Source organism: Nocardia sp. NPDC101769 (genome assembly GCF_044766925.1).
In the GTDB taxonomy this organism is placed as follows: Bacteria; Actinomycetota; Actinomycetes; order Mycobacteriales; family Mycobacteriaceae; genus Nocardia.
In genome coordinates this window covers 405,692-426,964 of record NZ_JBIWMX010000001.1, presented here as the reverse complement: position 1 = coordinate 426,964, position 21,273 = coordinate 405,692, and the positions used below count along the sequence as shown (strand labels likewise).

18 protein-coding genes and 1 pseudogene are annotated in these 21,273 nt (G+C 68.8%); 9 read left to right on the top strand and 10 right to left on the bottom strand.

Annotated elements, in window-relative coordinates; genetic code table 11:
- The first annotated feature begins 91 nt into the window (after window positions 1-91).
- The 4 genes from ACIRRA_RS01690 to purM all read left to right on the top strand — a co-directional run bounded on the left by ACIRRA_RS01690 (window position 92) and on the right by purM (window position 5,123).
- Window positions 92-1,102 carry an ABC transporter permease gene (locus ACIRRA_RS01690; protein ID WP_402762239.1) on the top strand — a complete coding sequence of 337 codons (1,011 nt, stop codon included), beginning with the start codon at window positions 92-94 and terminating at the stop codon, window positions 1,100-1,102.
- Window positions 1,102-2,103, top strand: coding sequence for an ABC transporter permease (locus tag ACIRRA_RS01685; RefSeq protein WP_402761652.1), 1,002 nt, complete (start codon window positions 1,102-1,104; stop codon window positions 2,101-2,103). The genes ACIRRA_RS01690 and ACIRRA_RS01685 overlap by 1 nt, the downstream gene beginning before the upstream one ends.
- Window positions 2,096-3,832, top strand: coding sequence for an ABC transporter ATP-binding protein (locus ACIRRA_RS01680; protein ID WP_402761649.1), 1,737 nt, complete (start codon window positions 2,096-2,098; stop codon window positions 3,830-3,832). Before ACIRRA_RS01685 ends, ACIRRA_RS01680 begins: the two co-directional genes overlap by 8 nt.
- A gap of 211 nt (window positions 3,833-4,043) precedes the next feature.
- The gene (gene purM, locus ACIRRA_RS01675) at window positions 4,044-5,123 is read left to right on the top strand and encodes a phosphoribosylformylglycinamidine cyclo-ligase (RefSeq protein ID WP_402761646.1); all 1,080 of its coding nucleotides are present in this window, start codon (window positions 4,044-4,046) and stop codon (window positions 5,121-5,123) included.
- Window positions 5,124-5,469: 346 nt separating this feature from the next.
- On the opposite strand, the gene ACIRRA_RS01670 is transcribed toward purM, so the two are convergent.
- From ACIRRA_RS01670 to ACIRRA_RS01655, 4 genes are all read right to left on the bottom strand, one after another.
- Window positions 5,470-5,682, bottom strand: a complete 213-nt coding sequence (locus tag ACIRRA_RS01670) for a DUF3073 domain-containing protein (protein ID WP_083868555.1) — start codon at window positions 5,680-5,682, stop codon at window positions 5,470-5,472.
- A gap of 186 nt (window positions 5,683-5,868) precedes the next feature.
- On the bottom strand, window positions 5,869-6,831 hold the full coding sequence (locus tag ACIRRA_RS01665; RefSeq protein WP_402761643.1) for an asparaginase: 963 nt from the start codon (window positions 6,829-6,831) through the stop codon (window positions 5,869-5,871).
- Window positions 6,832-6,857: 26 nt separating this feature from the next.
- Window positions 6,858-7,529, bottom strand: coding sequence for an MOSC domain-containing protein (locus ACIRRA_RS01660; protein ID WP_402761640.1), 672 nt, complete (start codon window positions 7,527-7,529; stop codon window positions 6,858-6,860).
- Window positions 7,526-8,641 carry a YgfZ/GcvT domain-containing protein gene (locus tag ACIRRA_RS01655; protein ID WP_402761637.1) on the bottom strand — a complete coding sequence of 372 codons (1,116 nt, stop codon included), beginning with the start codon at window positions 8,639-8,641 and terminating at the stop codon, window positions 7,526-7,528. The genes ACIRRA_RS01660 and ACIRRA_RS01655 overlap by 4 nt, the downstream gene beginning before the upstream one ends.
- A 320-nt stretch (window positions 8,642-8,961) precedes the next feature.
- Here ACIRRA_RS01655 and ACIRRA_RS01650 point away from each other — a divergent pair, with 320 nt between their 5' ends.
- From ACIRRA_RS01650 to ACIRRA_RS01630, 5 genes and pseudogenes are all read left to right on the top strand, one after another.
- On the top strand, window positions 8,962-9,888 hold the full coding sequence (locus ACIRRA_RS01650) for an aminodeoxychorismate lyase (protein ID WP_402761634.1): 927 nt from the start codon (window positions 8,962-8,964) through the stop codon (window positions 9,886-9,888).
- Between the two features lie 204 nt (window positions 9,889-10,092).
- Complete coding sequence (locus tag ACIRRA_RS01645; RefSeq protein ID WP_402761632.1) at window positions 10,093-11,568, top strand: cytochrome ubiquinol oxidase subunit I; 1,476 nt, start codon at window positions 10,093-10,095, stop codon at window positions 11,566-11,568.
- A gap of 9 nt (window positions 11,569-11,577) precedes the next feature.
- Window positions 11,578-12,627, top strand: coding sequence for a cytochrome d ubiquinol oxidase subunit II (gene cydB / locus ACIRRA_RS01640; RefSeq protein ID WP_402761630.1), 1,050 nt, complete (start codon window positions 11,578-11,580; stop codon window positions 12,625-12,627).
- Between the two features lie 66 nt (window positions 12,628-12,693).
- Window positions 12,694-14,421 (top strand): annotated as a pseudogene (gene cydD, locus ACIRRA_RS01635) (thiol reductant ABC exporter subunit CydD); the annotation flags it as partial.
- A gap of 332 nt (window positions 14,422-14,753) precedes the next feature.
- A complete protein-coding gene (locus tag ACIRRA_RS01630) occupies window positions 14,754-16,430 on the top strand; it encodes an ATP-binding cassette domain-containing protein (RefSeq protein ID WP_402761628.1) in 1,677 nt (558 codons plus the stop codon).
- 402 nt (window positions 16,431-16,832) lie between these two features.
- Here ACIRRA_RS01630 and ACIRRA_RS01625 read toward each other — a convergent pair whose 3' ends face one another.
- From ACIRRA_RS01625 to ACIRRA_RS01600, 6 genes are all read right to left on the bottom strand, one after another.
- Entirely contained in the window at window positions 16,833-17,480 is a 648-nt protein-coding gene (locus ACIRRA_RS01625) for an FABP family protein (protein ID WP_402762236.1), read from the bottom strand.
- A 295-nt stretch (window positions 17,481-17,775) separates the two neighbouring features.
- Window positions 17,776-18,081: a DUF1416 domain-containing protein gene (locus ACIRRA_RS01620; protein WP_040854871.1), complete on the bottom strand. Its 306-nt coding sequence runs from the start codon at window positions 18,079-18,081 to the stop codon at window positions 17,776-17,778.
- A gap of 6 nt (window positions 18,082-18,087) precedes the next feature.
- On the bottom strand, window positions 18,088-18,921 hold the full coding sequence (locus ACIRRA_RS01615) for a sulfurtransferase (protein WP_402761625.1): 834 nt from the start codon (window positions 18,919-18,921) through the stop codon (window positions 18,088-18,090).
- A gap of 65 nt (window positions 18,922-18,986) precedes the next feature.
- Window positions 18,987-19,496, bottom strand: a complete 510-nt coding sequence (locus ACIRRA_RS01610; RefSeq protein ID WP_402761622.1) for a DUF4395 domain-containing protein — start codon at window positions 19,494-19,496, stop codon at window positions 18,987-18,989.
- Between the two features lie 255 nt (window positions 19,497-19,751).
- Window positions 19,752-20,210, bottom strand: a complete 459-nt coding sequence (locus ACIRRA_RS01605) for a thioredoxin family protein (RefSeq protein WP_402761619.1) — start codon at window positions 20,208-20,210, stop codon at window positions 19,752-19,754.
- Entirely contained in the window at window positions 20,207-21,094 is an 888-nt protein-coding gene (locus ACIRRA_RS01600) for an LmeA family phospholipid-binding protein (protein ID WP_402761617.1), read from the bottom strand. The genes ACIRRA_RS01605 and ACIRRA_RS01600 overlap by 4 nt, the downstream gene beginning before the upstream one ends.
- Window positions 21,095-21,273 lie beyond the last annotated feature (179 nt).

Sequence of the window (21,273 nt, the reverse complement as noted above, 5' to 3'; positions counted from 1 at the left end):
GGGCGGGCCGGCGATCCCGGCCCGCCCGGCGGGTACACGAACGCACCGCAGGTTCTTCCCGGCCCGCCGCGGCGACACCCGCTACGGCGCGCTGGCGCGGTACCTCGGGGTGCGAGCCCTGCTCATCATCCCCACCACCTGGATCCTGGTGACCCTGGTCTTCTTCCTGATGCGGGTGATCGGCGATCCCATCACCGCCGCGCAGGGCGGGCGGCTCACGCCCGAGGAATTGCAGCGGCGCAAGGAGGCCGCCGGACTCACCCGGCCCATCCTCACCCAGTACCGGGACTACCTGTCCGGCCTGCTGCGCGGGGATTTCGGCCGCTCCCAGGACAATCGGGCGATCAGCGACGTCATCGTCACCTATGGTGCGGCCACGCTGGAACTGGTGTTCTGGGCGCTCCTGGTGGCCTTCGCGGTGGGTGTGCCGCTGGGCAGATACGCTGCCACCAAACGGGATTCGGCCGCCGACGTGAGTCTGCGGTTGTTCGCGATCCTGGTATACGCGGCCCCGGTGTTCTTCGTGGGCCTGCTGTTGAAGCTGATCTTCGCGGTCAAGCTGGGCTGGTTGCCCGTGGCCGGGCGGGCGAGTACGACCGTTGAGCTGCAGCTGCAGCACGTGTCGCCCAGGACCAACATCATGATCGTCGACGCGATCCTCTACGGCGACACCGGAAACATCGTCGACGTGCTGAAACACGCTGTGCTGCCGGCGATCGCGCTGGGCCTGCTCACCGCGGGAGTGTTCCTGCGGCTGGTGCGGATCAACCTGATCCAGACCCTGCGCTCGGGCTACGTGGAGGCCGCGCGTGCCCGCGGCCTGTCCGACCGCGTCGTCACCGGACGGCACGCCTTCCGCAATGCCCTCATCCCGGTGGTCACCGTCATGGGCATGCAGATCGCCATGATGCTGGGCGGTGCGGTGCTCACCGAAACCACCTTCGAATGGAAGGGATTGGGCTACCAGCTCGCCACCTACCTGCAGGCGCGCGACTTCGTGGCGGTACAGGGCATCGTCGCGTTCATCGCCATCGTGGTGGCCGTCATGAGCTTCCTGGTGGACCTGATCGTGGCGCTGATCGACCCGAGGGTGAGGTTCTGATGACCGTCATCGAAACCGGCGTGCGGGCGCCGGTCCCGCCGACCCGCTCCCGGCTGCGGATCCCCGGAACGGCCCTGGTCCGCATGACCTCCGGGCTGCAGCGGGCCACGCTGTTGCTGGGGCTGGCTCTGGTCGCGGGGTTCATCCTGGTGGCCGTCTTCGCGCCCCTGCTGGCGCCCTACGGATTCGCGCAGAACGCCTCCGGCGGCGTCGATTTCGCGCGGCAGCAGGCGCCGTCGGCCGCGCACTGGTTCGGCACCTCGGTACGCGGCGAGGACGTGCTCTCCCGGGTCATCTTCGGGGCGCGCACCGCGCTGTCGGTGATCGCGGTGTCGCTGGTGCTGTCGCTCATCGTCGGCGTGCCGCTGGGCCTGGTGTCCGGCTACCTCGGGCGCTGGGTGGACCGCGTGCTGGTGCTGTTCATGGACGCCATGTACGCGTTCCCGTCGCTGCTGCTGGCCATCGTGGTGTCGATCGTGGTGTCCGGCGGGCAGTCCAGCAGCTTCGGCGGCATCCTGTCGGCGGCCATCGCCATCACCGTCATCTTCGTGCCGCAGTACTTCCGGGTGGTGCGCAACGCCACCATCTCGGTGAAACAGGAACCGTACGTGGACGCCGCGCGCGTCACCGGTGCGTCCACGCTGCGAATCCTGTTCCGGCACATCCTCGCCAATGTCACCCAGTCGCTGCCGGTGCTCATCACCCTCAATGGCGCGGAGGCCATCCTCACGCTGGCCGGGCTGGGCTTCCTCGGCTTCGGCATCGAACCCACCCAGGCCGCCGAATGGGGTTACGACCTCAACAAGGCGCTGGCCGATGTCTCCAACGGCATCTGGTGGACCGGCGTGTTCCCCGGCGCCGCCATCGTGATCGTGGTGCTCGGCATGACCCTGGTCGGCGAGAGCCTCAACGAGGTGCTCAACCCGCTGCTGCGCACCCGCCGCGCCGCCACCGTGGCCGCCACCGAGACCGAGCCCGCACAGGAGGCGGCCGATGCCTGAACCCGTCCTGTCCTTCGACTCCCTCACCGTCACCTTCACCACCGACGCGGGTGCCGTCACTGCCGTGAAAAACGTGTCCTACCAGGTGTATCCGGGTGAGGTACTGGCCGTGGTCGGCGAATCCGGCTCCGGCAAATCGGTCAGCTCGCGCACCGCCATGGGATTGCTGCCGCCCACCGCCGACGTCCGCGGGCACGTCCTGCTGGGCGCCAAAGCGATCACCAGGATGAGCGAGAAGGAACTCACCGCGGTGCGCGGCGGAGCCGTCTCCATGATCTTCCAGGAGCCCGGCGCGGCACTGGACCCGCTGTTCACCGTCGGCTTCCAGATCGGCGAGGCGCTGCGGGCGCACTCCGGCATGAAGCGGAAACCCGCCCGCGCCAAGGCGATCGAACTGCTGCGCGCCGTCGGGCTGCCCGACCCCGAGGCGCGGGTGGACTACTATCCGCACCAGCTCTCCGGCGGCCAGAAACAGCGTGTGGTGATCGCCATCGCCATCGCCTGCGAGCCCCGGGTGATCATCGCCGATGAACCCACCACCGCCCTCGACGTCACCGTCCAAGCCGAAATCCTGGAACTACTCCGGGATCTGCGCGACCGCATCGGCGCGGCCATCGTGCTCATCACCCACAATATGGGCGTCGTCGCCGACCTCGCCGACCGCGTGGTGGTGATGCGCGAGGGGCGCATCGTCGAAGAGGCCCCGGTGGAAAAGCTGTTCGCCGAACCCGAACACGAATACACCCGTGCCCTGCTGGCGGCGGTACCGAAACTGCATGTGCTGCCGGACAACTGGGAAGCCGCGGAGTATCCCGATGGCAGCGCATCGGCCGCTGGGGTCGAGGCCCGAGCCGACTCCACACCCGTAGCCGGGGCGGCGCTGGCGAGAACGATTGTCCGCGAACCCATCCCGGCCGACGCCGCCACCGTGCTCGAGGTCTCCGGCCTGGTGGTGGAGTTCCCGGCCCCGCTCGGCCGCCCGCCCTTCCGGGCCGTGAACGAGGTCGGCCTCACCCTGCGCCGCGGCGAAACCCTCGGCCTGGTGGGCGAATCCGGCTCCGGCAAGTCCACCATCGGCCGCTGCGTGGCCGGTCTGCAGCGGCCCACCGCGGGCAGTGTCCGGGTGCTCGGCACCGATATCGCGGGCCTCTCCGAACGTCGGCTGCGGCCCATCCGCCGCCGCTTCGGCTTCGTCTTCCAGGACCCGGCCACCTCCCTCAACCCGCGCCTCACCATCGGCGACTGTGTGGCCGAACCGCTGCTGGTGCACAAACAGGCCAAGGGCGCGGCCGCCCGCGACCGCGTCCGCCGCCTCCTCGACGACGTGCAGCTCCCGGCCGGGGTGGAAAAGCGCTACCCGCACGAGCTTTCCGGAGGCCAGCGCCAGCGCGTCAGCCTGGCCCGGGCCCTGGTGCTCAATCCCGACCTGCTGGTCGCCGACGAACCCACCAGCGCCCTGGACGTCTCGGTGCAGGCCCGGGTGCTCGAGCTGTTCGCCGGTCTCCAGCGCGAGTTCGGCTGGGCCTGCCTGTTCATCAGCCACGACCTCGCCGTGGTGGATCAGCTGGCCGATCGGATCATGGTGCTGCGCAACGGAACCGTTATCGAACAGGGCACCAACGACGACATCCTCCGCAACCCGCGCGAGGACTACACCCGCCGACTGGTCGCTGCCGTCCCGGTTCCCGACCCGGTGGAGCAACGGCGTCGGCATCGTTACGAAACGTGACAACGGATCTCGTAGCGCTATGGGTAACTCACCGGGTACGTCCAAAATAGATTTGGCACCCAGCCGCAGGCACGGGTGCTGGAGTCCGACGGCTCTTTGCCTCCCGTGAATTCTCGGGGAGGCGGGTGATCCCGCTGAGTTCTCGGGGAGGCGGGTGAGCTAGCGTGAGCAGGCATCATTCCATCGATTCGGCTTGGAGCTCTCTCCGACAATGACTGAACAGATCCCCAGCGGTGCCGGTGCCTCGTACGCGGCGGCCGGCGTCGATATCGAAGCCGGTGACCGTGCAGTCGAGCTGTTCGCTCCCCTGGCCAAGAAGGCCAGCCGCCCCGAAGTACAGGGCGGACTCGGCGGCTTCGCAGGACTGTTCGCACTGAAGAGCGGCTACAAGGAGCCCCTGCTCGCCGCCTCCACCGACGGCGTCGGCACCAAGATCGCGGTCGCCCAGGCCCTCGACAAGCACGACACCGTCGGCCTCGACCTGGTCGCCATGGTCGTCGACGACCTGGTGGTCTGCGGCGCCGAACCGCTGTTCCTGCAGGACTACATCGCCGTCGGCAAGGTGGTCCCGGAGCGCGTCGCGCAGATCGTCTCCGGCATCGCCGAGGGCTGCATCATCGCCGGCTGCGCCCTGCTGGGCGGCGAGACCGCCGAGCACCCGGGCCTGATGGGCGTCGACGACTACGACCTGTCCGCCACCGGCGTCGGCGTGGTCGAGGCCGACGCCGTGCTCGGTCCGGACCGCGTCCGCCCCGGCGACGTGGTGATCGGCATGGGCGCCTCCGGGCTGCACTCCAACGGCTACTCGCTGGCCCGCAAGGTGCTGCTCGACATCGACCGTATGTCCCTCACCGGGCACGTAGAGGAATTCGGCCGCACCCTCGGCGAGGAACTGCTCGAGCCGACCAAGATCTACGCCAAGGACTGCCTGGCCCTGATCGCCGAGACCGACGTCCGCACCTTCTGCCACGTGACGGGTGGCGGCCTGGCTGCCAACCTGGCCCGCGTGCTCCCCGCCGGCCTGGTCGCCGAGCTGGATCGCGGCACCTGGAACCCGGCCCCGGTCTTCAAGATGATCGCCCAGCGCGGCCGCGTCGAGCGGGCCGAGATGGAGAAGACCTTCAACATGGGCGTGGGCATGGTCGCCGTCGTCGCCCCCGAGGACGCCGACCGCGCCCTCGCTGTCCTCACCGCCCGCCACATCGACTGCTGGACCCTCGGCACGGTGAAGAAGGCCAAGGACGCCGACGCCGCCCGCGCCGTCCTGGTGGGAGACCACCCGCGCTTCTGAGCGCCGGACTGCAACACAAACGAAGGCCCCGGCCACTCGGGAGAGTGGCCAGGGCCTTCGCTATATCCGGCGGCTAGCCAAATCGCCCGTCTCCCAACACGACAACTGATTTCGGTTCCGGCGAGGGCAACTCGTCGGGTACGTCCAGAGTCGGATCGGCACTCAACCGGCGGCACACGTGCCGAATCAGCTACGGCTCCCCAGCCGTGCGCCAAAGGCGCGGAGAGGCGGGGGAGCCGCTGGTGCTGCTGGCAAATCGTCAGCGCTGCGTGCTTCTCGGCTCAAAACGACGTGCTAAAGGGGGAAGCCCATCGGCCTCCCCCTGCAGTACGTCGAAATATCCGAGTCAGCGACGCCAGTCGTCGTAGCTGTCTTCTTCTTCCCAGCTCGACCGCGATTCGCTCGCGTCATGCTCTTCGGAAAGCACACCACTCCGCTGTGTGTCGGAGGCACTCCCCGACAGCTCGCGCTGAAGGCTCGTGAAGTCGGTCGACGGCGAGCTGTACTTGAGCTCCCGTGCAACCTTGGTCTGCTTTGCCTTAGCCCGGCCACGGCCCATGGCTGACCCCCTCGCGTCACTGCGGGGCGGCCTGGGGTGGGTTTGGCGGCCCCGTTCGAATTAATACTCTTCCTGACGAACACTTTAGCGTGTGTCCGGCGGTCGCGCTTCCAGGAGTGGGGGATAAACGTCCCGGGGCCGGGCCCGGTGGTATCCGGGCCCGCGCGAAAGGTTGCCGACCGGGGGCTACAGCACCCCGGGAATCGCTCGGACGATGCCCACCCGGGCTCCGCCGCCGAGCACGGCGGGGGCCGCCAGCTCGGCGTGCTCGTCGGTCCACGGCACCCCCATACGCTGGAGAATGGCCAGCGTCAGGGGAAGTCGCGCGCGATCGGCGCCGTCATCGATCTTGTAGGCGAAGGCCGAACCGTCCGGTAGCGCGCCGGCGTGCACCCCGTCCGCGCCGATCTTGCACACCAGGCCGGGGGTCGCGGTCATCACCCGGAAATCGGGACCATCCGTGCCGGAAATCACTCGCGGATGCGCGCGAATCGCGTCCGCGAGACGGCGTTCCGGGCTGCCCTCGGGCGCGGTGGCGAAGGTCGCGTAGGCGCGCGCCAGATTCACCAGCGACACCGGCACGATCGGCAGGCCGCAGCCGTCGATGCCCAGATCGCTCTCCGGTTCACCGGTCACCTCGCCGACCGTTTCCAGCACGGCCCGCTGCAGCGGGTGCCCGACCTCGAGATAGCCGCGGGTGGGCCAGTCGTTGATCCGGCAGGTCGCGAGCATGGCGGCATGCTTGCCGGAGCAGTTCATGTAGACGCGGCGGGACGCCTTCGCACGGTCACGCCCGGCCAGTGCCTGCGCCCGGGCGTGCTCCTCGAACGGCAGATCGGGCGGGCACTCGAGATCGTCCTCGGTGAATCCGAAGCGCTCCAGCAAACGCTGCACCAGCTTCACGTGATCGGCCTCGCCGAAATGCGAGGCGGTGGCGATGGCCAGCTCGGCATCGTCCACCGGCTCGAAACCGTTGCGCAGCAGGGTGAGTGCCTGCATCGGCTTGTTGGTGGAGCGCGGGAAGATCGGGCCGTGCACCGAGCCCACCGCGACCAACGGCTCGCCGTCCGGGCGCAGCACCACCGCCGATCCGCGGTGCACGCACTCCCGGAACCCGGACCGCACCACCTCGACCAGATCGACGCTCATGGTGGGGCTCCCCTCGGAAGTCTTTGTCATCGGGCGGCCGCTCCGGCGTGACGGCGGCGGTGGCGATCGATCTGCATGCGGACGTCGTCGGAGATGGTGGGTTCGGCTTCGGCCAGCAGCTCCAGACGGGCCGGGTCGGCACCGGTGAACAGGTCGCGGACGGTGATCCCGTGCTCGGGCACGTACACCACCCGCACCTCGTCGCCCGCACCGATCGCGCCCTCGGTGAGCACGCGCAGATAGGCGCCCGTATTCGCCTGTGCGGTGAAGCGTTTCACCCACTGCGGTTCGCCGGAGTGCCACTGGAAGGTGGAGCACGGGACGCGCGGGGCGGACACCTCGAGCAGAGTGTCGCCGATGGCCCAGCGTTCGCCGATGACCGCGTCGCTCACGGGCAGGCCGGTCAGGCGCAGGTTCTCACCGAACCAGCCCGCGTCCAGGTCCCGGCCGAGCTCGGTGGCCCAGCGCCGCGCGTCCTCCTCCGCGTAGGCGTAGACGGCCTGGTCCACGCCGCCGTGATGTTTGGTGTCGCAGACGTGATCGCCGTCCAGCCCGAGCGCCCGGACCGGAACCCGGTGCGGCAGCGGACGTTTGTCGATGGCGGTGCGGCCCACCTTGGAGGACCGGGTGGGCAGCTCCAGCTCGGCGTACACCACGCAGACGGCCAGCACCCGGCCGACCGGAACGGCGGCGTTCACCGGCCGCGCAGCTTCTCGACGGCGAGCCGGCCGGCCTGCGGCTCGTCGTGGGCGGGTACCGAATCCGGGTCGATGGCCGCCGCACACGGGCCCGCCACCAGTGCGGTGTCCGCCGGGATGGTGCGTTTGATCAGGGCGAGGGCGATCGGGCCGAGTTCGTAATGGTCGATCACGGTGCCCAGGACGCCGACGGCCCGGCCGCCCGCGGTCACCGGGTCGCCGGTCTCGGGGCGGGAGTCCGCGGAACCGTCCAGGTGCAGCAGCACCAGGTGCCGAGGCGGCTTGCCGAGGTTGTGCACCCGGGCCACCGTCTCCTGGCCGCGGTAGCAGCCCTTGTTCAGGTGCACCGCACCATGTTCGGCGGGGCCGCCGATCCAGTTCACCTCGTGCGGGATGGTGCGGTCGTCGGTGTCGACGCCCAGGCGCGGGCGCAGCGCGGCCACCCGCAGCGCCTCGAACGCCCACAGTCCCGCGGCCGCCGCGCCCGCGTCGCGCAGCCGCGCCCACCAGGTGGCCAGCTGTTCGCGGGGGACGATCAGGTCGAAGGAGTCCGCGGTGGGCCAGGGCATGCGGCGCAGAAAACCGCCGCCGGGCAGGGGGACCGCGCGATACGTGCCGGGAAGGGCTGGGACGCCGAGGGTTTCGGTGAGCTCGGCCACACCCGGGCCCAGCAGGCTCAGCACCGCATGGTCGTTCGCGTCGACGGGTTTGGCGTCGGCCCAGAACACCATCTTCTGCAGGAAGCTCAGCAGCTCGGGGCCGCGCACGCCCTCGGTGTCGATCCACACCGTGCCGTCCAGGTCGGTGAGCACGAAGTGGTTGAGCACCCGGCCGTTCAGATCCAGGTCCAGATTCTCGGCCGATTCGCCGTCACCCAGATCGGCGACCGCCTGACTGGAGATGGTGTGCAGCCAGCTCAGCCGTTCCTTGCCGGTGATCGACAGCACGAATCGATGGGAGCGATCGACCACCGCGACCCCCTGTGCCGCCGCGCGCTGCTCGCCGAAAGGATCGCCGTAATGCCACGCGACCGGGGCATCCGGTGACTCCGGCAGCCTCGCGACAGCCCCTGGAACCTGCAGAATCGGACTGGGTGCAACCGATGAGGACACACTCCCACACTAACCCGCCTCTCCGCGCCTTCAGCGCACGGCTTGGGAGCCGTTGCCCGTTGGGCACGCGTGCCGGCGGTCGGGAGCCGAACCGATTTCGGACGTGCCCGGTGAGTTACCCCGGATCGGTGCGAGATCAGCTGTCGCGTTGGGAGACGGAACCGGGTGGCGTGATCGGGTCACGGGTGGGTTTGTCGTGCCCGGAACGATGTCGCCAATGGGCCGCGGGCAGGGGTTTACGGCATGGTGGCAGGCGGGTCGACCGGATGGGTGGCGCGGTATGGCCGCCTGGGTCCGCCATCTGTCATAGGGTCGAGTCCATGGTGGAACGGGTTTTGGTGACACTCGACGGCGCGATCCGGGATCCGGACGCGCCGTTGTTGTATGCGGACGATATCGGGGTGCTGCGGGGGGACGGCATCTTCGAGACGGTGCTGGTGCGCGGGGGCGTGCCCGGTGCGCTGGAGCTGCATCTGGCCCGGTTGCGTCGCTCGGCGGAGGCGCTCGAGTTGCCCGTGCCGGATCTGGAGGCGTGGCGGTTCGCGGTGGAGCTGGCCGCCGAACAGTGGGGGAGCGAGCGCGAGGGGACGCTGCGCATGGTGCTCACCCGGGGACGTGACAGCGATCACGGAGCCGGTGGCGAACGAATGGCAAACGAAAGTGGGGAATTGGCCGGCGCCGAACCGGCAACCACCGGTTACGTTTTCGTGGTGCCGGTCCCGGACCGCGTGGAAAAGGCGCGCACCGAAGGTGTTTCGGTGATCACGCTCTCGAAGGGCATCTCCATCGACCTGGCGCAGAACGCGCCGTGGCTGCTGCTGGGCGCGAAGAGCCTGTCCTATGCCACCAATATGTCCGCGCTGCGGTTCGCCCAGCGGATGGGCGCCGACGACGTCATCTTCACCAGCACCGAGCACCGGGTACTGGAGGGGCCGCGCTCGACAGTCGTCGTGCAGCGCGACAACAAGCTCATCACCCCGCCCGCGCGCAATGGCGTGCTGCCCGGCACCACCCAGCGCGCGTTGTTCGCGCAGGCGGAGAAGGCGGGCTGGGAGTGCCTGTACGAGCCGCTGTTCACCGCCGACCTGATCACCGCCGACGCGGTCTGGATGCTGTCCTCGATCACCCTGGCCGCGCGGGTCAATTCGCTGGACGGTCTGCGCATGTCGGCGCCCGACAATGCGAACGAGATCGTCGACATGGTGAATCGCGGTATCGCGCTGCCGGGGAGCCTGTCGGACTGGTGATTCCGGCCGGGCGGCCGGTCCGGGGATCAAGGGACTTTCGCCTGATTCGGTCCCTGATTCGCCCGGCGGGGCGGGGACCTTGGCGGTCGATTTGTCACCTTGGGGCAACTTTTCCGCACACTGTGGCGCGGCGCATGTTGATCTGAAGACCAGTCGGCGTAGTGTCTTTTACTACGTTATGTCGTAGATCGGCAGGGAGGTCGGATGAGTGTCGTAGATCTGGCGCGCTGGCAATTCGGAATTACCACCGTCTATCACTTCATCCTGGTGCCCCTCACCATCGGCCTCGCTCCGCTCGTCGCGGGTATGCAGACCGCCTGGGTGATCACCGGTAAGGAGCATTGGCTCAGGCTCACAAAGTTTTTCGGCAAGCTGTTCCTGATCAACTTCGCCCTCGGCGTCGCCACCGGCATCGTGCAGGAATTCCAGTTCGGCATGGGCTGGAGCGAATACTCCCGCTTCGTCGGCGACGTGTTCGGCGCTCCGCTGGCCATGGAGGCGCTGGTCGCCTTCTTCATGGAATCGACCTTCCTGGGCCTGTGGATCTTCGGCTGGACCCGGCTGCCACAGAAAGTGCACCTGGCCTGCATCTGGCTGGTTGCCATCGGCACCAACGCCTCCGCGTACTTCATCATCGCGGCCAACTCGTTCATGCAGCACCCGGTCGGCGCGAAGTACAACCCGGAGACCGGCCGCGCCGAACTGCACAGCATCTGGGAGGTGCTGACCAACAACACCACCCTCGCCGCCTTCCCACACGTGCTGGCCGGATCCTTCCTCACCGCAGGCACTTTCGTCGCGGGCATCGCCGGATGGTGGATGGTGCGCAATGCGCGCAAGGGCAAGGCCGAGAGCAGCGAGGCGCCGATCGAGGAGGCCCGCACCATGTGGCGGCCGAGTGCGCGCCTGGGCCTGTACGTGATCCTGGTCGCCTCGGTCGCCCTCATCTTCACCGGTGATATTCAGGGCAAGCTCATGTTCAAGCAGCAGCCCATGAAGATGGCCTCGGCGGAATCGCTGTGCCACACCCAGACCGACCCCGACTTCTCGGTCCTGACGGTCGGCACCCACAACAACTGCGACAGCGTCGACCACCTCATCGAGGTGCCCTACGTGCTGCCGTGGCTGGCCACCGGCGATTTCACCGGCGTCACCCTGAAGGGCGTCAAGGACCTGCAGGTCGAGTACAACCAGAAGTACGGCATCGGCGACTACCGGCCCAACCTGTTCGTGACGTACTGGTCCTTCCGCGCCATGATCGGTTTCATGGCCGGCCCGATCCTGTTGGCGCTGGCCGGATTCTGGGTCACCCGCCGCGGCCGGGTACCGGATCAGGCCTGGTACAAGTGGCTTTCGCTGCTCGCCATCGCCACCCCGTACCTGGGCAACATCTCCGGCTGGGTGTTCACCGAGATGGGCCGTCAGCCCTGGGTGGTCGCGCCCAACCCCACCGGCGACCAGCACATCCGGATGACGGTGCAGCAGGGCGTCTCCGGGATATCGGCGGGCACGGTGCTCACCTCGCTGATCGTCTTCACGGCGCTCTACGGACTGCTGGCCATCGGGTGGTTCTACCTGATGCGCCGCTACGTGATCGCCGGACCCGAGAAGGCGTCCACCGACGCGGGCACCCCGAAGATGACCGGGGAGCCCGTCGAGAAGCTTTCCTTCGCCTACTAGGAGTCGAGGATGAGTCTCCCAGAATTCTGGTTTCTCCTGATCGCGGTGTTGTTCACCGGCTACTTCGTGCTGGAGGGCTTCGACTTCGGCGTCGGCATGCTGATGCCCGTCATCGGCCGCGGCGACGAGCAGAAGAAGCGGACCGTGCTCAACACCATCGGCCCGGTGTGGGACGGCAACGAGGTGTGGCTGCTCACCGGCGGCGGCGCCATGTTCGCCGCCTTCCCGGAGTGGTACGCCAGCCTGTTCTCCGGGTTCTACCTGGCGCTGCTGCTCATCCTGGTCGGGCTGATCGCGCGGGCCTGCGCCATCGAATGGCGCGGCAAGATCAACGATCCGCGCTGGCGCACCGGCTGTGACGTGGGCATCGCGCTCGGGTCGTGGATTCCGGCGCTGGCCTGGGGTCTGGCCTTCGCGAACATCGTGCGCGGCGTGAAGCTGAACGAGCACAAGCACATCGCGGGCACGCTGCTCGACCTGCTCAACCCGTACGGGATTCTCGGCGGGCTGGCCACGCTGCTGCTGTTCCTGCTGCACGGTGCGGTGTTCATCGCCCTGAAGACCGGCAACGAGGTGCGCGACGACGCACAGCGCATCATCCGGCTGATCTTCGCGCCCACCGCGGTGGTGGTGGCGGCCTTCGGCATCTGGACCCAGCTCGCCCACGGCAAGGGCTGGACCTGGATTCCGCTGGTGCTGGCCGTGGTCGGACTGGTGGTGGCGGGTCTCGCCGCCACCCAGGGCCGGGACGGCTGGGCCTTCACCGGCACCGCGGTCACCATCGCGGCGGCCACCGTGCTGCTGTTCGGGTCGCTGTTCCCGAATGTGCTGCCGTCCACCATCAATGACGCGTACAGCCTCACCGTCGACGGCCGCGGCGGCACGGTGGCGGCGTCCTCGACCCACTACACGCTGGTGGTGATGAGCTGGGTCGCGGTGGCCCTGGTGCCGGTCGTGCTGATCTATCAGGCCTGGACGTACTGGGTGTTCCGCAAGCGGCTCACCATGGAGCAGATCCCGGCCCCGATCGGGCTGCCCATGGAATCCGCGAAGAGCTGAACGGAGCGGGCGCGCCGAACGTGATGTCCACGGGCCCGGCGCGCCCGTTCGCAGAGGAGATCGACCATGGCACGACCGGTGGACCCGCGACTGTGGCGGCACGCCCGCTCCGCACGCAGGTATCTCGGGGTGAGCGTGGGGCTGTCGCTGGTCACCACGGGTTGCATCGTCGTCGCGGCGCTCGCGCTGGCTCGGGTGCTCGCGGGGGTCATCACCGAACCGGACCAGCGCCGCATCGGTTCCTGGACAGCCGAACTGGTGATCTTCGCGGTCGCTGTCGGGTGCCGGGCGGCCGCCACCTGGTGGCAGTCGCGGCTCGCGCACCGGGCCGGGGCGCAGGTGGTCGCCGAACTCGAGACCGCCGCCCTGGCAGCGGGGGCCCAGCTCCCGCCACGGGAATTGGAGAGCCGCCGTACCGAACTCGCGGTCGTGGTCGGCTCCGGATTGAGCGGACTGCGCGCCTACCTCGCGGGCTACCTGCCCGCCCTGTTGCTGGCAATGCTCGTGCCACCGGTGGTGCTGGCCGTGATCGCGGTGCACGACTGGGTCTCCGGCCTGATCATTTTCGTCACCCTGCCGCTGATCCCGATCTTCATGATCCTCATCGGCCTGCTCACCCAGGGGAAATCCGCCGGCACCCTGGCCGCCACCACCCGGCTCTCCGACCAGCTCCTCGACCTCTTCGCGGGCATGCCGACCCTGCGCGCGCTCGGCCGCGAGACGGGACGCGCGGACAGCGGTGGGGGAGAGGGCGATTCGCCGCGCAGCATGGCGGGCCGGGTTCGTGAGCTCGGTGATGTGCTGCACCGCCGGACCATGTCGGCGCTGCGGCTGGCCTTCCTGTCCTCGATGGTCCTGGAAATGCTCGCCACCCTGTGCGTGGCCCTGGTCGCGGTCTCCATCGGCATGCGCCTGGTGTTCGGCCACATGGGCCTGTACGCGGGTCTGCTGGCCCTCATTCTCGCCCCCGAGGTCTACCTCCCGCTGCGCGCCGTCGGTGAACGCTTCCACGCCGCCCAGGACGGAATGGCCGCCGCCGACAAGGCTTTCGCCATCCTCGAGCCGGACACCGCGCCCGCCGACTCGGACGCGAACACCGATGCGGCATCCGCCGCGCCGATGCCCGTGCCGACCGGACCCGAGCACCCGAACCTGCACGGCCACATCGACATCCGCGAACTCACCGTGCGGGCACGCGACGGATACGCACCCGAAGGGCTGTCCGCCGCCCTCCGGCCGGGCACGGTCACCGTCCTCACCGGCCCGAACGGGTGCGGCAAATCGACAGCGCTGCAAGCCATCCTGGGATTGCTCACCCCGGACTCCGGAAGCGTTCTCGTCGACGACGTCCCCGTCTCCGACCTGGACCCCGACCACTGGTGGTCCCATATCGCCTGGCTGCCCCAGCGCCCTGTCCTCGTCCCCGGCACCCTCCGCGCCAACCTCGAACTCCTGGGCCCCCCATCCGGCCCCGACCAGGTCGACGCCGCCTGCGTTGCAACCGGTTTCGATGCCGTCCTGGCCACCCTCCCGTCCCGCTGGGACACCGTGCTCGGTACCGGCGGCATCGGCCTTTCCCTGGGCCAGCGCCAGCGTCTCGCCCTCACCCGCACCCTCGCCGCCCCACGCTCTATCCTGCTCCTGGACGAACCCACCGCCCACCTCGACGACGCCTCCGAGACAACGGTTCTCGCGGCCCTGACCGCCCGCGCCCGCGCCGGAGCCACCGTCGTCCTGGTCGCCCACCGCCCCTCGGTTCTCGCCATCGCCGACCACGTGGTCGAGGTCCGTGCCACGACCACTGCGCAGTCCGAGCACGAACCCGCACAGTCGGATACGGCGGCGACCTCGCCATCACAGGCCGCGACGGACTCGTCCGCCGAGCCCGGCGCGAGCAACGCGCCGGGGTCCGGCGATGCCTGCGTCGGAGTCGGTATCGACGGGTCAGCGGCCGCTCCGGACTCGGGCGCCTTGGGACCCGCGCCCGAAACCACCGGCGCCGAGACGGTATCGGGTCCCGGAACGGATCCGAGTCCCCGTCGGGCGGACGGGGGCGCACTCGGCCGGGCCGGGAGCGGCGCGACGGGGAGCACGGGTGTGGTGAGCTCGATGGAGGTGTCGGTGCGATGAGGGCGGTACTGGCCGATTTCCGGCGGATTCGGGAGCTGCTCGAGCTGTCGCGGGTGCGGATGGCGCTGTCGGTGGGGTGGGGGGTGCTGGCGATCGGGAGTGGGCTCGGGCTGGCGGCGTTGGCGGCGTGGCTGATTGCGCGGGCGTGGCAGATGCCGCCGGTGCTGGATCTGAGCATTGCCGTGGTGACCGTACGGGCGCTGGGCATTTCGCGCGGGCTGTGCCGGTATCTGGAGAGGCTGGCCACTCACGATGTGGCGCTGCGGTCCATGAGCACCGCGCGGACCACGACCTATCGGACGCTGGCGGGTGCGGACATCTGGCGGTTGCGGCGGAGCGGGCCCGCGGACGGCGATGCGGCCGGACCGGCGGGCACGGAAGACGAAGCCCGGCAGGGAGATCCGACGAATCTGCGGCGCGGTGAGCTGCTCGGCCGGGTCATGAGCGATATCGACGATCTCGGGGCCGTGGTGGTGCGCGCGTTCGTCCCGATCGCGGTGGCGCTGATCCTGTCGCTACTGGCTGTCGGACTGCTGGCGAGTATCTCGGTGCTCGCGGCGGTGATTCTGGCGGTGGCGCTGGCCGTTTCGGGCATTATCGCGCCGTGGCTGTCGGCGCGCGCGGCCCGGGAGGCGGAGCTCGCGGTGCGAACTGATCGCACCGAGTTCACCGCCGAGGCGCTGACCGTGCTGGATCACGCGCCCGAATTGCGGGTGGCGGGCCGGCTTTCCGAGGCGGTCGGCGCGGCCGCCACGGCGGGGCAGCGGGCGGTCGCGGCGGAGGACCGGGCGGCGGCGCGCAGCGCGTGGGCCGCGGCGGTGCTGCCGCTGTCCATCGGGGCGAGCGTGCTGGGCGCGCTGCTCATCGGAATCGTGCTGTACGGCAGCGGTTCTCCCATCCCGACCGCGGGCTTCCAGACCGTCCCGCCGGGTGGTATCACGCCGATGGCGTTCACGGTGCTGGTCCTGGTGCCGCTGTCCGCTTTCGAGGCCGTGGCGGTGCTCCCGGCCGCCGCGCAGGCCCTCACCACCGGCCGCGCCGCTCTGCGCCGCCTGGATCGGCTCGAGCACGGCGAATCCGAGCCTCCCGCACCGAATCTTCCCGCGTTGCCGCCGGGCCGCCGGATCGCCGTGGTCGGCGCCAGTGGTGCGGGCAAGACCACGCTGCTGATGTCCTGGGCCGGGCTCTTCGAGACGCCGCGCCCGGGCGTCACCTTCTTCGCCGAGGACGCGCACCTGTTCGGCACCACCGTGCTGGAGAACCTGCGCGTGGCCCGCGGCGACATCACCCCGGGCGAGGCCGAATCGGCCCTGCGCGCAGTCGGAGCCGGCGACTGGCTGGACTCCCTCCCCGACGGCGTCGAGACCGATCTGGTCGGCGGCGCGGCCGCGGTCTCGGGTGGTCAGCGCCGTCGCATCCTGCTGGCCCGCGCCCTGCTCGCCCCGGCCCGCGTACTGCTGCTCGACGAACCCACCGAGCACCTGGAGGCCGAAGCCGGGGCCGAGCTGCTGCGTCGCCTGCTCGACGAATTAAGCGGCCTGGTGGAGCCGGACCGCACCGTGGTCGTCGTCACACACCAGCTGCCGCCGGACACGAAGGCGGACACCATCGTTCGCGTCGAGCCGGGCGGCACCGTCGCCATCGATCGATTTATTCCCACAACGACGACCTGACCTGCGATTTCGCAATCCGAGAAAATATGTTGCCGCCACTGTCTCATCCGACTAATTTCGTCGGTACACAGGAAGGAGGTGGTTCGAGAATGATTTCTAGGACGCGTGAGGTGGCTGCCAGCTAGGCGCTACCGCTGCAATCGGATTCCGATCGCGCGAGCCCTCGCGAATCCAAGGCAGTCACCCGGCCCCCGAGTTACGGTCTGTCCGACCGGATCAGCGTGAAAATGTTGCATCTCCGCTGGTATGACTCGGGGGCCGTACCTGTTCTGTACCGCCTCTCCGAGACTTCAGCGGTCAGCCGAGAGCCGCCCCCGTTGGCATTCCGTGCCTGCGTCTTGGGGGTACCCCAGGAGGTACCCCCGTCGCTGCGAAATCAGTTGTCGCGTCGAGAATCGACCGTTACCCGATGTAGCGCTGCAAACGCGCCGAGAGCCGCGGCTCCAGTGCGCCGTCGGCGGCGATGCGCTCCTCGACGTAGCCCAGGTCGCCGCCCTCGACAATGCCGTAGAGCCGCTTCGCGCCGCCCACCACGATGCCGGACTGGCTGCGGATCACCACGTCGGTGGCCAGCTCCCAGGAGGACTGGGTGAGCGCCTGGCCGTAGAACAGCTCGACAATGCCGGTGGAGTGGGTGAGCAGCAACTCCAGCACTTCGTCGTCACCGTCGATGCCTACCCGCCAGAACCCGCTCTCTCGCAGATCCGGGCCCGCGTACTTACCCTGGGCGTCCAGCTTCCAGGAGCGCGCCTCCCAGGTCAGGTAGTCGCCGCCGTCGTGCGAGACGATGATCTGCTGACCGAAGCGGTAGTCGCCGGTCTCGAAATCATTGCCCTCGCCCTCACCGCGCCACACGCCGATCAGCGGCAGCAGCGCGAGCATGGAGGAACTCAGATCCGGGCCCAGCCGCAGATTCGCGGTATCGACGGGCAACGGCAGATCGGGGAGCGTCGGAACATTCAGCGCCCCGGTCGACTTGGCACGCTCGGCCGCATCCGCGACCGCCTGGTCGCCGCTGCGCCGGGCGGCGACAGCATCAGCGGGCTTCACGCCCTCGTCGTGGCGAACGGTCGGCGTCGACGACGACGAACCGTTGGCCACTCCGTTTTCGATGTTCTCGTGGGCCGGATCTGTCACGACTCGGTGAACAGCCGGTAGAGGACGTACAGACCGAACCAAGCGATCAGCACGGAGACGAGAACCAGCAGAATCTCGAAGGTAAGCACCACGTCCCGGAGTCTAATCGCATCGCCGGGAGCACGTGAAAACGACCCCGGGAAAAACTCCGGCACGCACGAGAACGGCCCCGGGATCACGAATCCCGGGGCCGTTCTTGATGTTTCGCTTACTTGGCGACGGTGACGTCCACGTTGTGGATGCCGGCGCCCTCCGGCGACACCTCGACGGTGCCGTTGCCGGACGCGGACAGCGCGCGCAGGGTCCACGTGCCCGGCGCCGCGAAGAAGCGGAAGTCGCCGGTGCCCGAGGCCACGACCTCGGCGGTGAAGTCGCCGTTGCCGTCCAGCAGGCGGACGAACGCGCCGCCGACGGTCTGGCCGTCAGCGGTCAGGACGCGGCCGGTGATGACCGTCTCCTTCTCGACGTCGACATTGGCGGGCAGGGCCTGGCCCTGGGTAGGTGCTGCACACATAGGTAATTACGCTCCCAACTCGATCGGTGCACCGACGAGGGACCCGTACTCGGTCCAGGACCCGTCGTAGTTCTTGACGTTCTGATGGCCCAGCAGCTCCTGCAGCACGAACCAGGTGTGCGAGGAACGCTCACCGATGCGGCAGTAGGCGATGGTCAGCTTGTCGCCGTCCAGCCCGGCCTCCTTGTAGATCTCCGCCAGCTCGGCGTCGCTCTTGAAGGTGCCGTCCTCGTTCGCGGCCTTGGACCACGGCACGTTGATGGCGGTCGGGATGTGGCCCGGACGCTGCGACTGCTCCTGCGGCAGGTGCGCGGGAGCCAGGATCTTGCCCGAGAACTCGTCGGGGGAGCGCACGTCGACCAGGTTCTTGGCGCCGATGGCGTCGATGACCTCGTCGCGGAAGGCGCGGATGGACAGGTCCTGCGCGGAGGCCTTGTACTCGGTGGCAGCGCGGTCCTTGACCTCCTTGGTCAGCTCACGGCCGTCCAGCTCCCACTTCTTGCGGCCGCCGTCGAGCAGCTTGACGTCCTGGTGGCCGTACAGCTTGAAGTACCAGTAGGCGTAGGCCGCGAACCAGTTGTTGTTGCCGCCGTACAGCACCACGGTGTCGTCGTTGGCGATGCCACGCTCGGACAGCAGGGCAGAGAACTGCTCCTGGCTCACGAAGTCGCGGCGAACCTGGTCCTGCAGGTCCTTCTTCCAGTCGAGACGCACGGCGCCCTCGATGTGTCCCAGGTCGTAGGCCGAGGTGTCTTCGTCGACCTCGACGAGGACGACGCCCGGGGTGTTGAGGTTCTCTTCGACCCAGTCTGCGGAGACCAGGACATCGGAGCGAGCCATGTTGTTCCTTTCGATGCGGTGCCGGTTCAGGCGTTGCGTTCGTGTGGTTGAGGGATGGGCAGGGACTAGACGGAGGTGTTCACGGAGCTGGCCGAGGCCGGGACGTTGCTGCCCTGGGCGGTACGGAACCGCGCGACCAGCGGATAGATCTTGCAGCCCAGGCAGATTCCGAAGGCCGCGTTGAGGAAGGCCGCGAACAGCGCGAATCCGGTGAAGATCGCGCCGGCCACGGGGCTGCCGGCCGCGAAGCCCAGCACGCCCAGCACTGCGAACGCCAGGCCCACCAGTTGCGCGAACCGCAGCGGCGCAACGGGTTCCAGCTCGGTCGGCGCGCCGATGCGCGGGGCGACGGCGGCGGCGTAGAGCCGGCCGTACGGGCTCCGGCGCGGACCGTGGGCCGCGCCCAGGCCGAACACGATGGCCTGCAGCGTCAGTAGCACGGTGGCGGCGGGAACCGAGACGGCGGCGAGGATCAGAACGAGGGCGAGCACCGCGGTGGTGATCCAGGCGGCGAAGCGGGGGCCGCGGACATCCACCTGCCCGGCGGGCGGTGTGCTCGGATGAGGGTTCGACATGGGAGTACTCCTGCGCTGAAGGTGTATTGGCCAGATCGCCGGAGGATCGAAACGATCTCTCGACAGCGGGACAAATCCGGTCGGCGACAGAGGAATACGAAAGGCCGACCGGCTAGCGGCACAGGCAGCAACAACCACCGAGGCGGCACAGGTCTACCGTGCGGCGTCGGGTGAGCATCAGCTCGCGGTTGGATTGCACGAGAGGGAGTTTACCCAATTTTCGGGGGAAATTGGACCCGGGGTCCGTAATGCTGATCACTCAGCGGAGTCGGCGACCGTTAAAGGGGTCAATGACGTGCGCAAATCCGCCGCCTTCGGAACGCCGGAGATGCGGAAGCGTTCCAATCCTCGAGAATCCAATCCGAAAGTGGTGGGCAGCGAGAGCACGTTCAGCTCGCGCGCCAGCTCCGGATACGCGTCGATGTCGACCTCGAGATCCAGCGGCGGCAGCTCGGCCGACTCCAGCTCGCCGACCACGGACGCGACCACCCGGCGCACCGCCGCGCACGGGCCGCACCAGTCGGCCGAGAAGTGCAGCACGGTGGGCCGTCCCGGGACCACGCCGGCCGCGGCCAGCAGCGCGGCCCGATTCGATTCGGGCTCAGGCGGATTCGCCGTGGCGGCGGCGCGCACGCGACCCTCGTTGCGGCGCACCAGGATTCCCACGCCGGTCGCCAGGACCAGCATGACCACCAGGATCTCGATCGCGATCACTGCTTCTGCAACCTGTCCAGGTCGACGGTCGCATTGCGGCCGGAGCCCTCCACCACGATCTGCCCGCCACTGGCCTGGACCCGGGTCGGGATGATGCCGAACGGCATGTTCTTGGTGTCGATGGTGTGGGTGAAGCGGGCCAGCACCGCGGGCCGGTCCTGCTCGGGGATGACGATCCGGTCCTGGTCGGGGAGCACCGAATCGGTGTCGGCCTGCAGATCCCGGCCGGAGATGGCGGTGGCGGTGATCCGCACCTCGTCGCCCTCCAGCCGCAGATCGGCCAGCACGTGCACCTTCTTCTTCGTCACCTTCTCGCCGCCGTCGCCGCGCGAGTCGGTGACCGCCTCGGTGACCGCCGCGGTGTCGGCGTCCGGGCCGATCGGCACGGTGCCCTCCAGGATGATGATGCCCCCGTTGGTCGTGGGGACACTGCCGGAACCGCCGGCGCCGTCGGACTTGTCGGTGGGCGGGCCGAAGACCTGCAGGTCCGGAATCTTGAACAGCCGGCCGAGCTCGGTCGGCTCGATGCGCATGCGGGCCTGCACCTCGTCCACCGGGACCTGGCCCACATTGCCGTCGATGAGATTGCGCATCGACAGGTGCACGCCCGCCAGATCGGCCTCGACCGTGATCCGGCCGGGAATGTCCGGGCGCATGGCGCGGGCGCGGACGTCGATGTTTCCGTACTGGCTGTCCAGCGCCTGGGCGACGAACGGGTGCCGCAGCGACTCGTGGATGGTGATCTCCGGATCGGCGCTCAGGTCCGAACCGGTCCGCAGGAGTCGCGAGACCCGGTACTCGGAATACGCCGCTACCCCGAAATCGAGTAGGACGGCCAGCCCTGCCAGGCAGAGCAGTCCGATGAGCAGCCTCCGGAAACGCATAGCTGCACCCTAATAGGGAGGCGTGTCGTTACCACCCGCCGACGTCCGACTCGGGCCGGTCGCGGCCCGGTGAATGACAGGTGAACGGGAACCGGACCGGCCCGAACGGTTGCGACGGCTGCCCGGAATACGAGGGTGTCGGCCGAGACACGCTAATGTAGGCAGCGATTACCTGTGAT

Coding starts and splice junctions, on each gene's coding strand:
- ACIRRA_RS01685 (WP_402761652.1), top strand. CDS start 1,102: ATGACCGTCATCGAAACCGGCGTGCGGGCGCCGGTCCCGCCGACCCGC.
- ACIRRA_RS01680 (WP_402761649.1), top strand. CDS start 2,096: ATGCCTGAACCCGTCCTGTCCTTCGACTCCCTCACCGTCACCTTCACC.
- purM (WP_402761646.1), top strand. CDS start 4,044: ATGACTGAACAGATCCCCAGCGGTGCCGGTGCCTCGTACGCGGCGGCC.
- ACIRRA_RS01670 (WP_083868555.1), bottom strand. CDS start 5,682: ATGGGCCGTGGCCGGGCTAAGGCAAAGCAGACCAAGGTTGCACGGGAG.
- ACIRRA_RS01665 (WP_402761643.1), bottom strand. CDS start 6,831: ATGAGCGTCGATCTGGTCGAGGTGGTGCGGTCCGGGTTCCGGGAGTGC.
- ACIRRA_RS01650 (WP_402761634.1), top strand. CDS start 8,962: ATGGTGGAACGGGTTTTGGTGACACTCGACGGCGCGATCCGGGATCCG.
- ACIRRA_RS01645 (WP_402761632.1), top strand. CDS start 10,093: ATGAGTGTCGTAGATCTGGCGCGCTGGCAATTCGGAATTACCACCGTC.
- cydB (WP_402761630.1), top strand. CDS start 11,578: ATGAGTCTCCCAGAATTCTGGTTTCTCCTGATCGCGGTGTTGTTCACC.
- ACIRRA_RS01630 (WP_402761628.1), top strand. CDS start 14,754: ATGAGGGCGGTACTGGCCGATTTCCGGCGGATTCGGGAGCTGCTCGAG.
- ACIRRA_RS01620 (WP_040854871.1), bottom strand. CDS start 18,081: ATGTGTGCAGCACCTACCCAGGGCCAGGCCCTGCCCGCCAATGTCGAC.
- ACIRRA_RS01615 (WP_402761625.1), bottom strand. CDS start 18,921: ATGGCTCGCTCCGATGTCCTGGTCTCCGCAGACTGGGTCGAAGAGAAC.
- ACIRRA_RS01610 (WP_402761622.1), bottom strand. CDS start 19,496: ATGTCGAACCCTCATCCGAGCACACCGCCCGCCGGGCAGGTGGATGTC.
- ACIRRA_RS01600 (WP_402761617.1), bottom strand. CDS start 21,094: ATGCGTTTCCGGAGGCTGCTCATCGGACTGCTCTGCCTGGCAGGGCTG.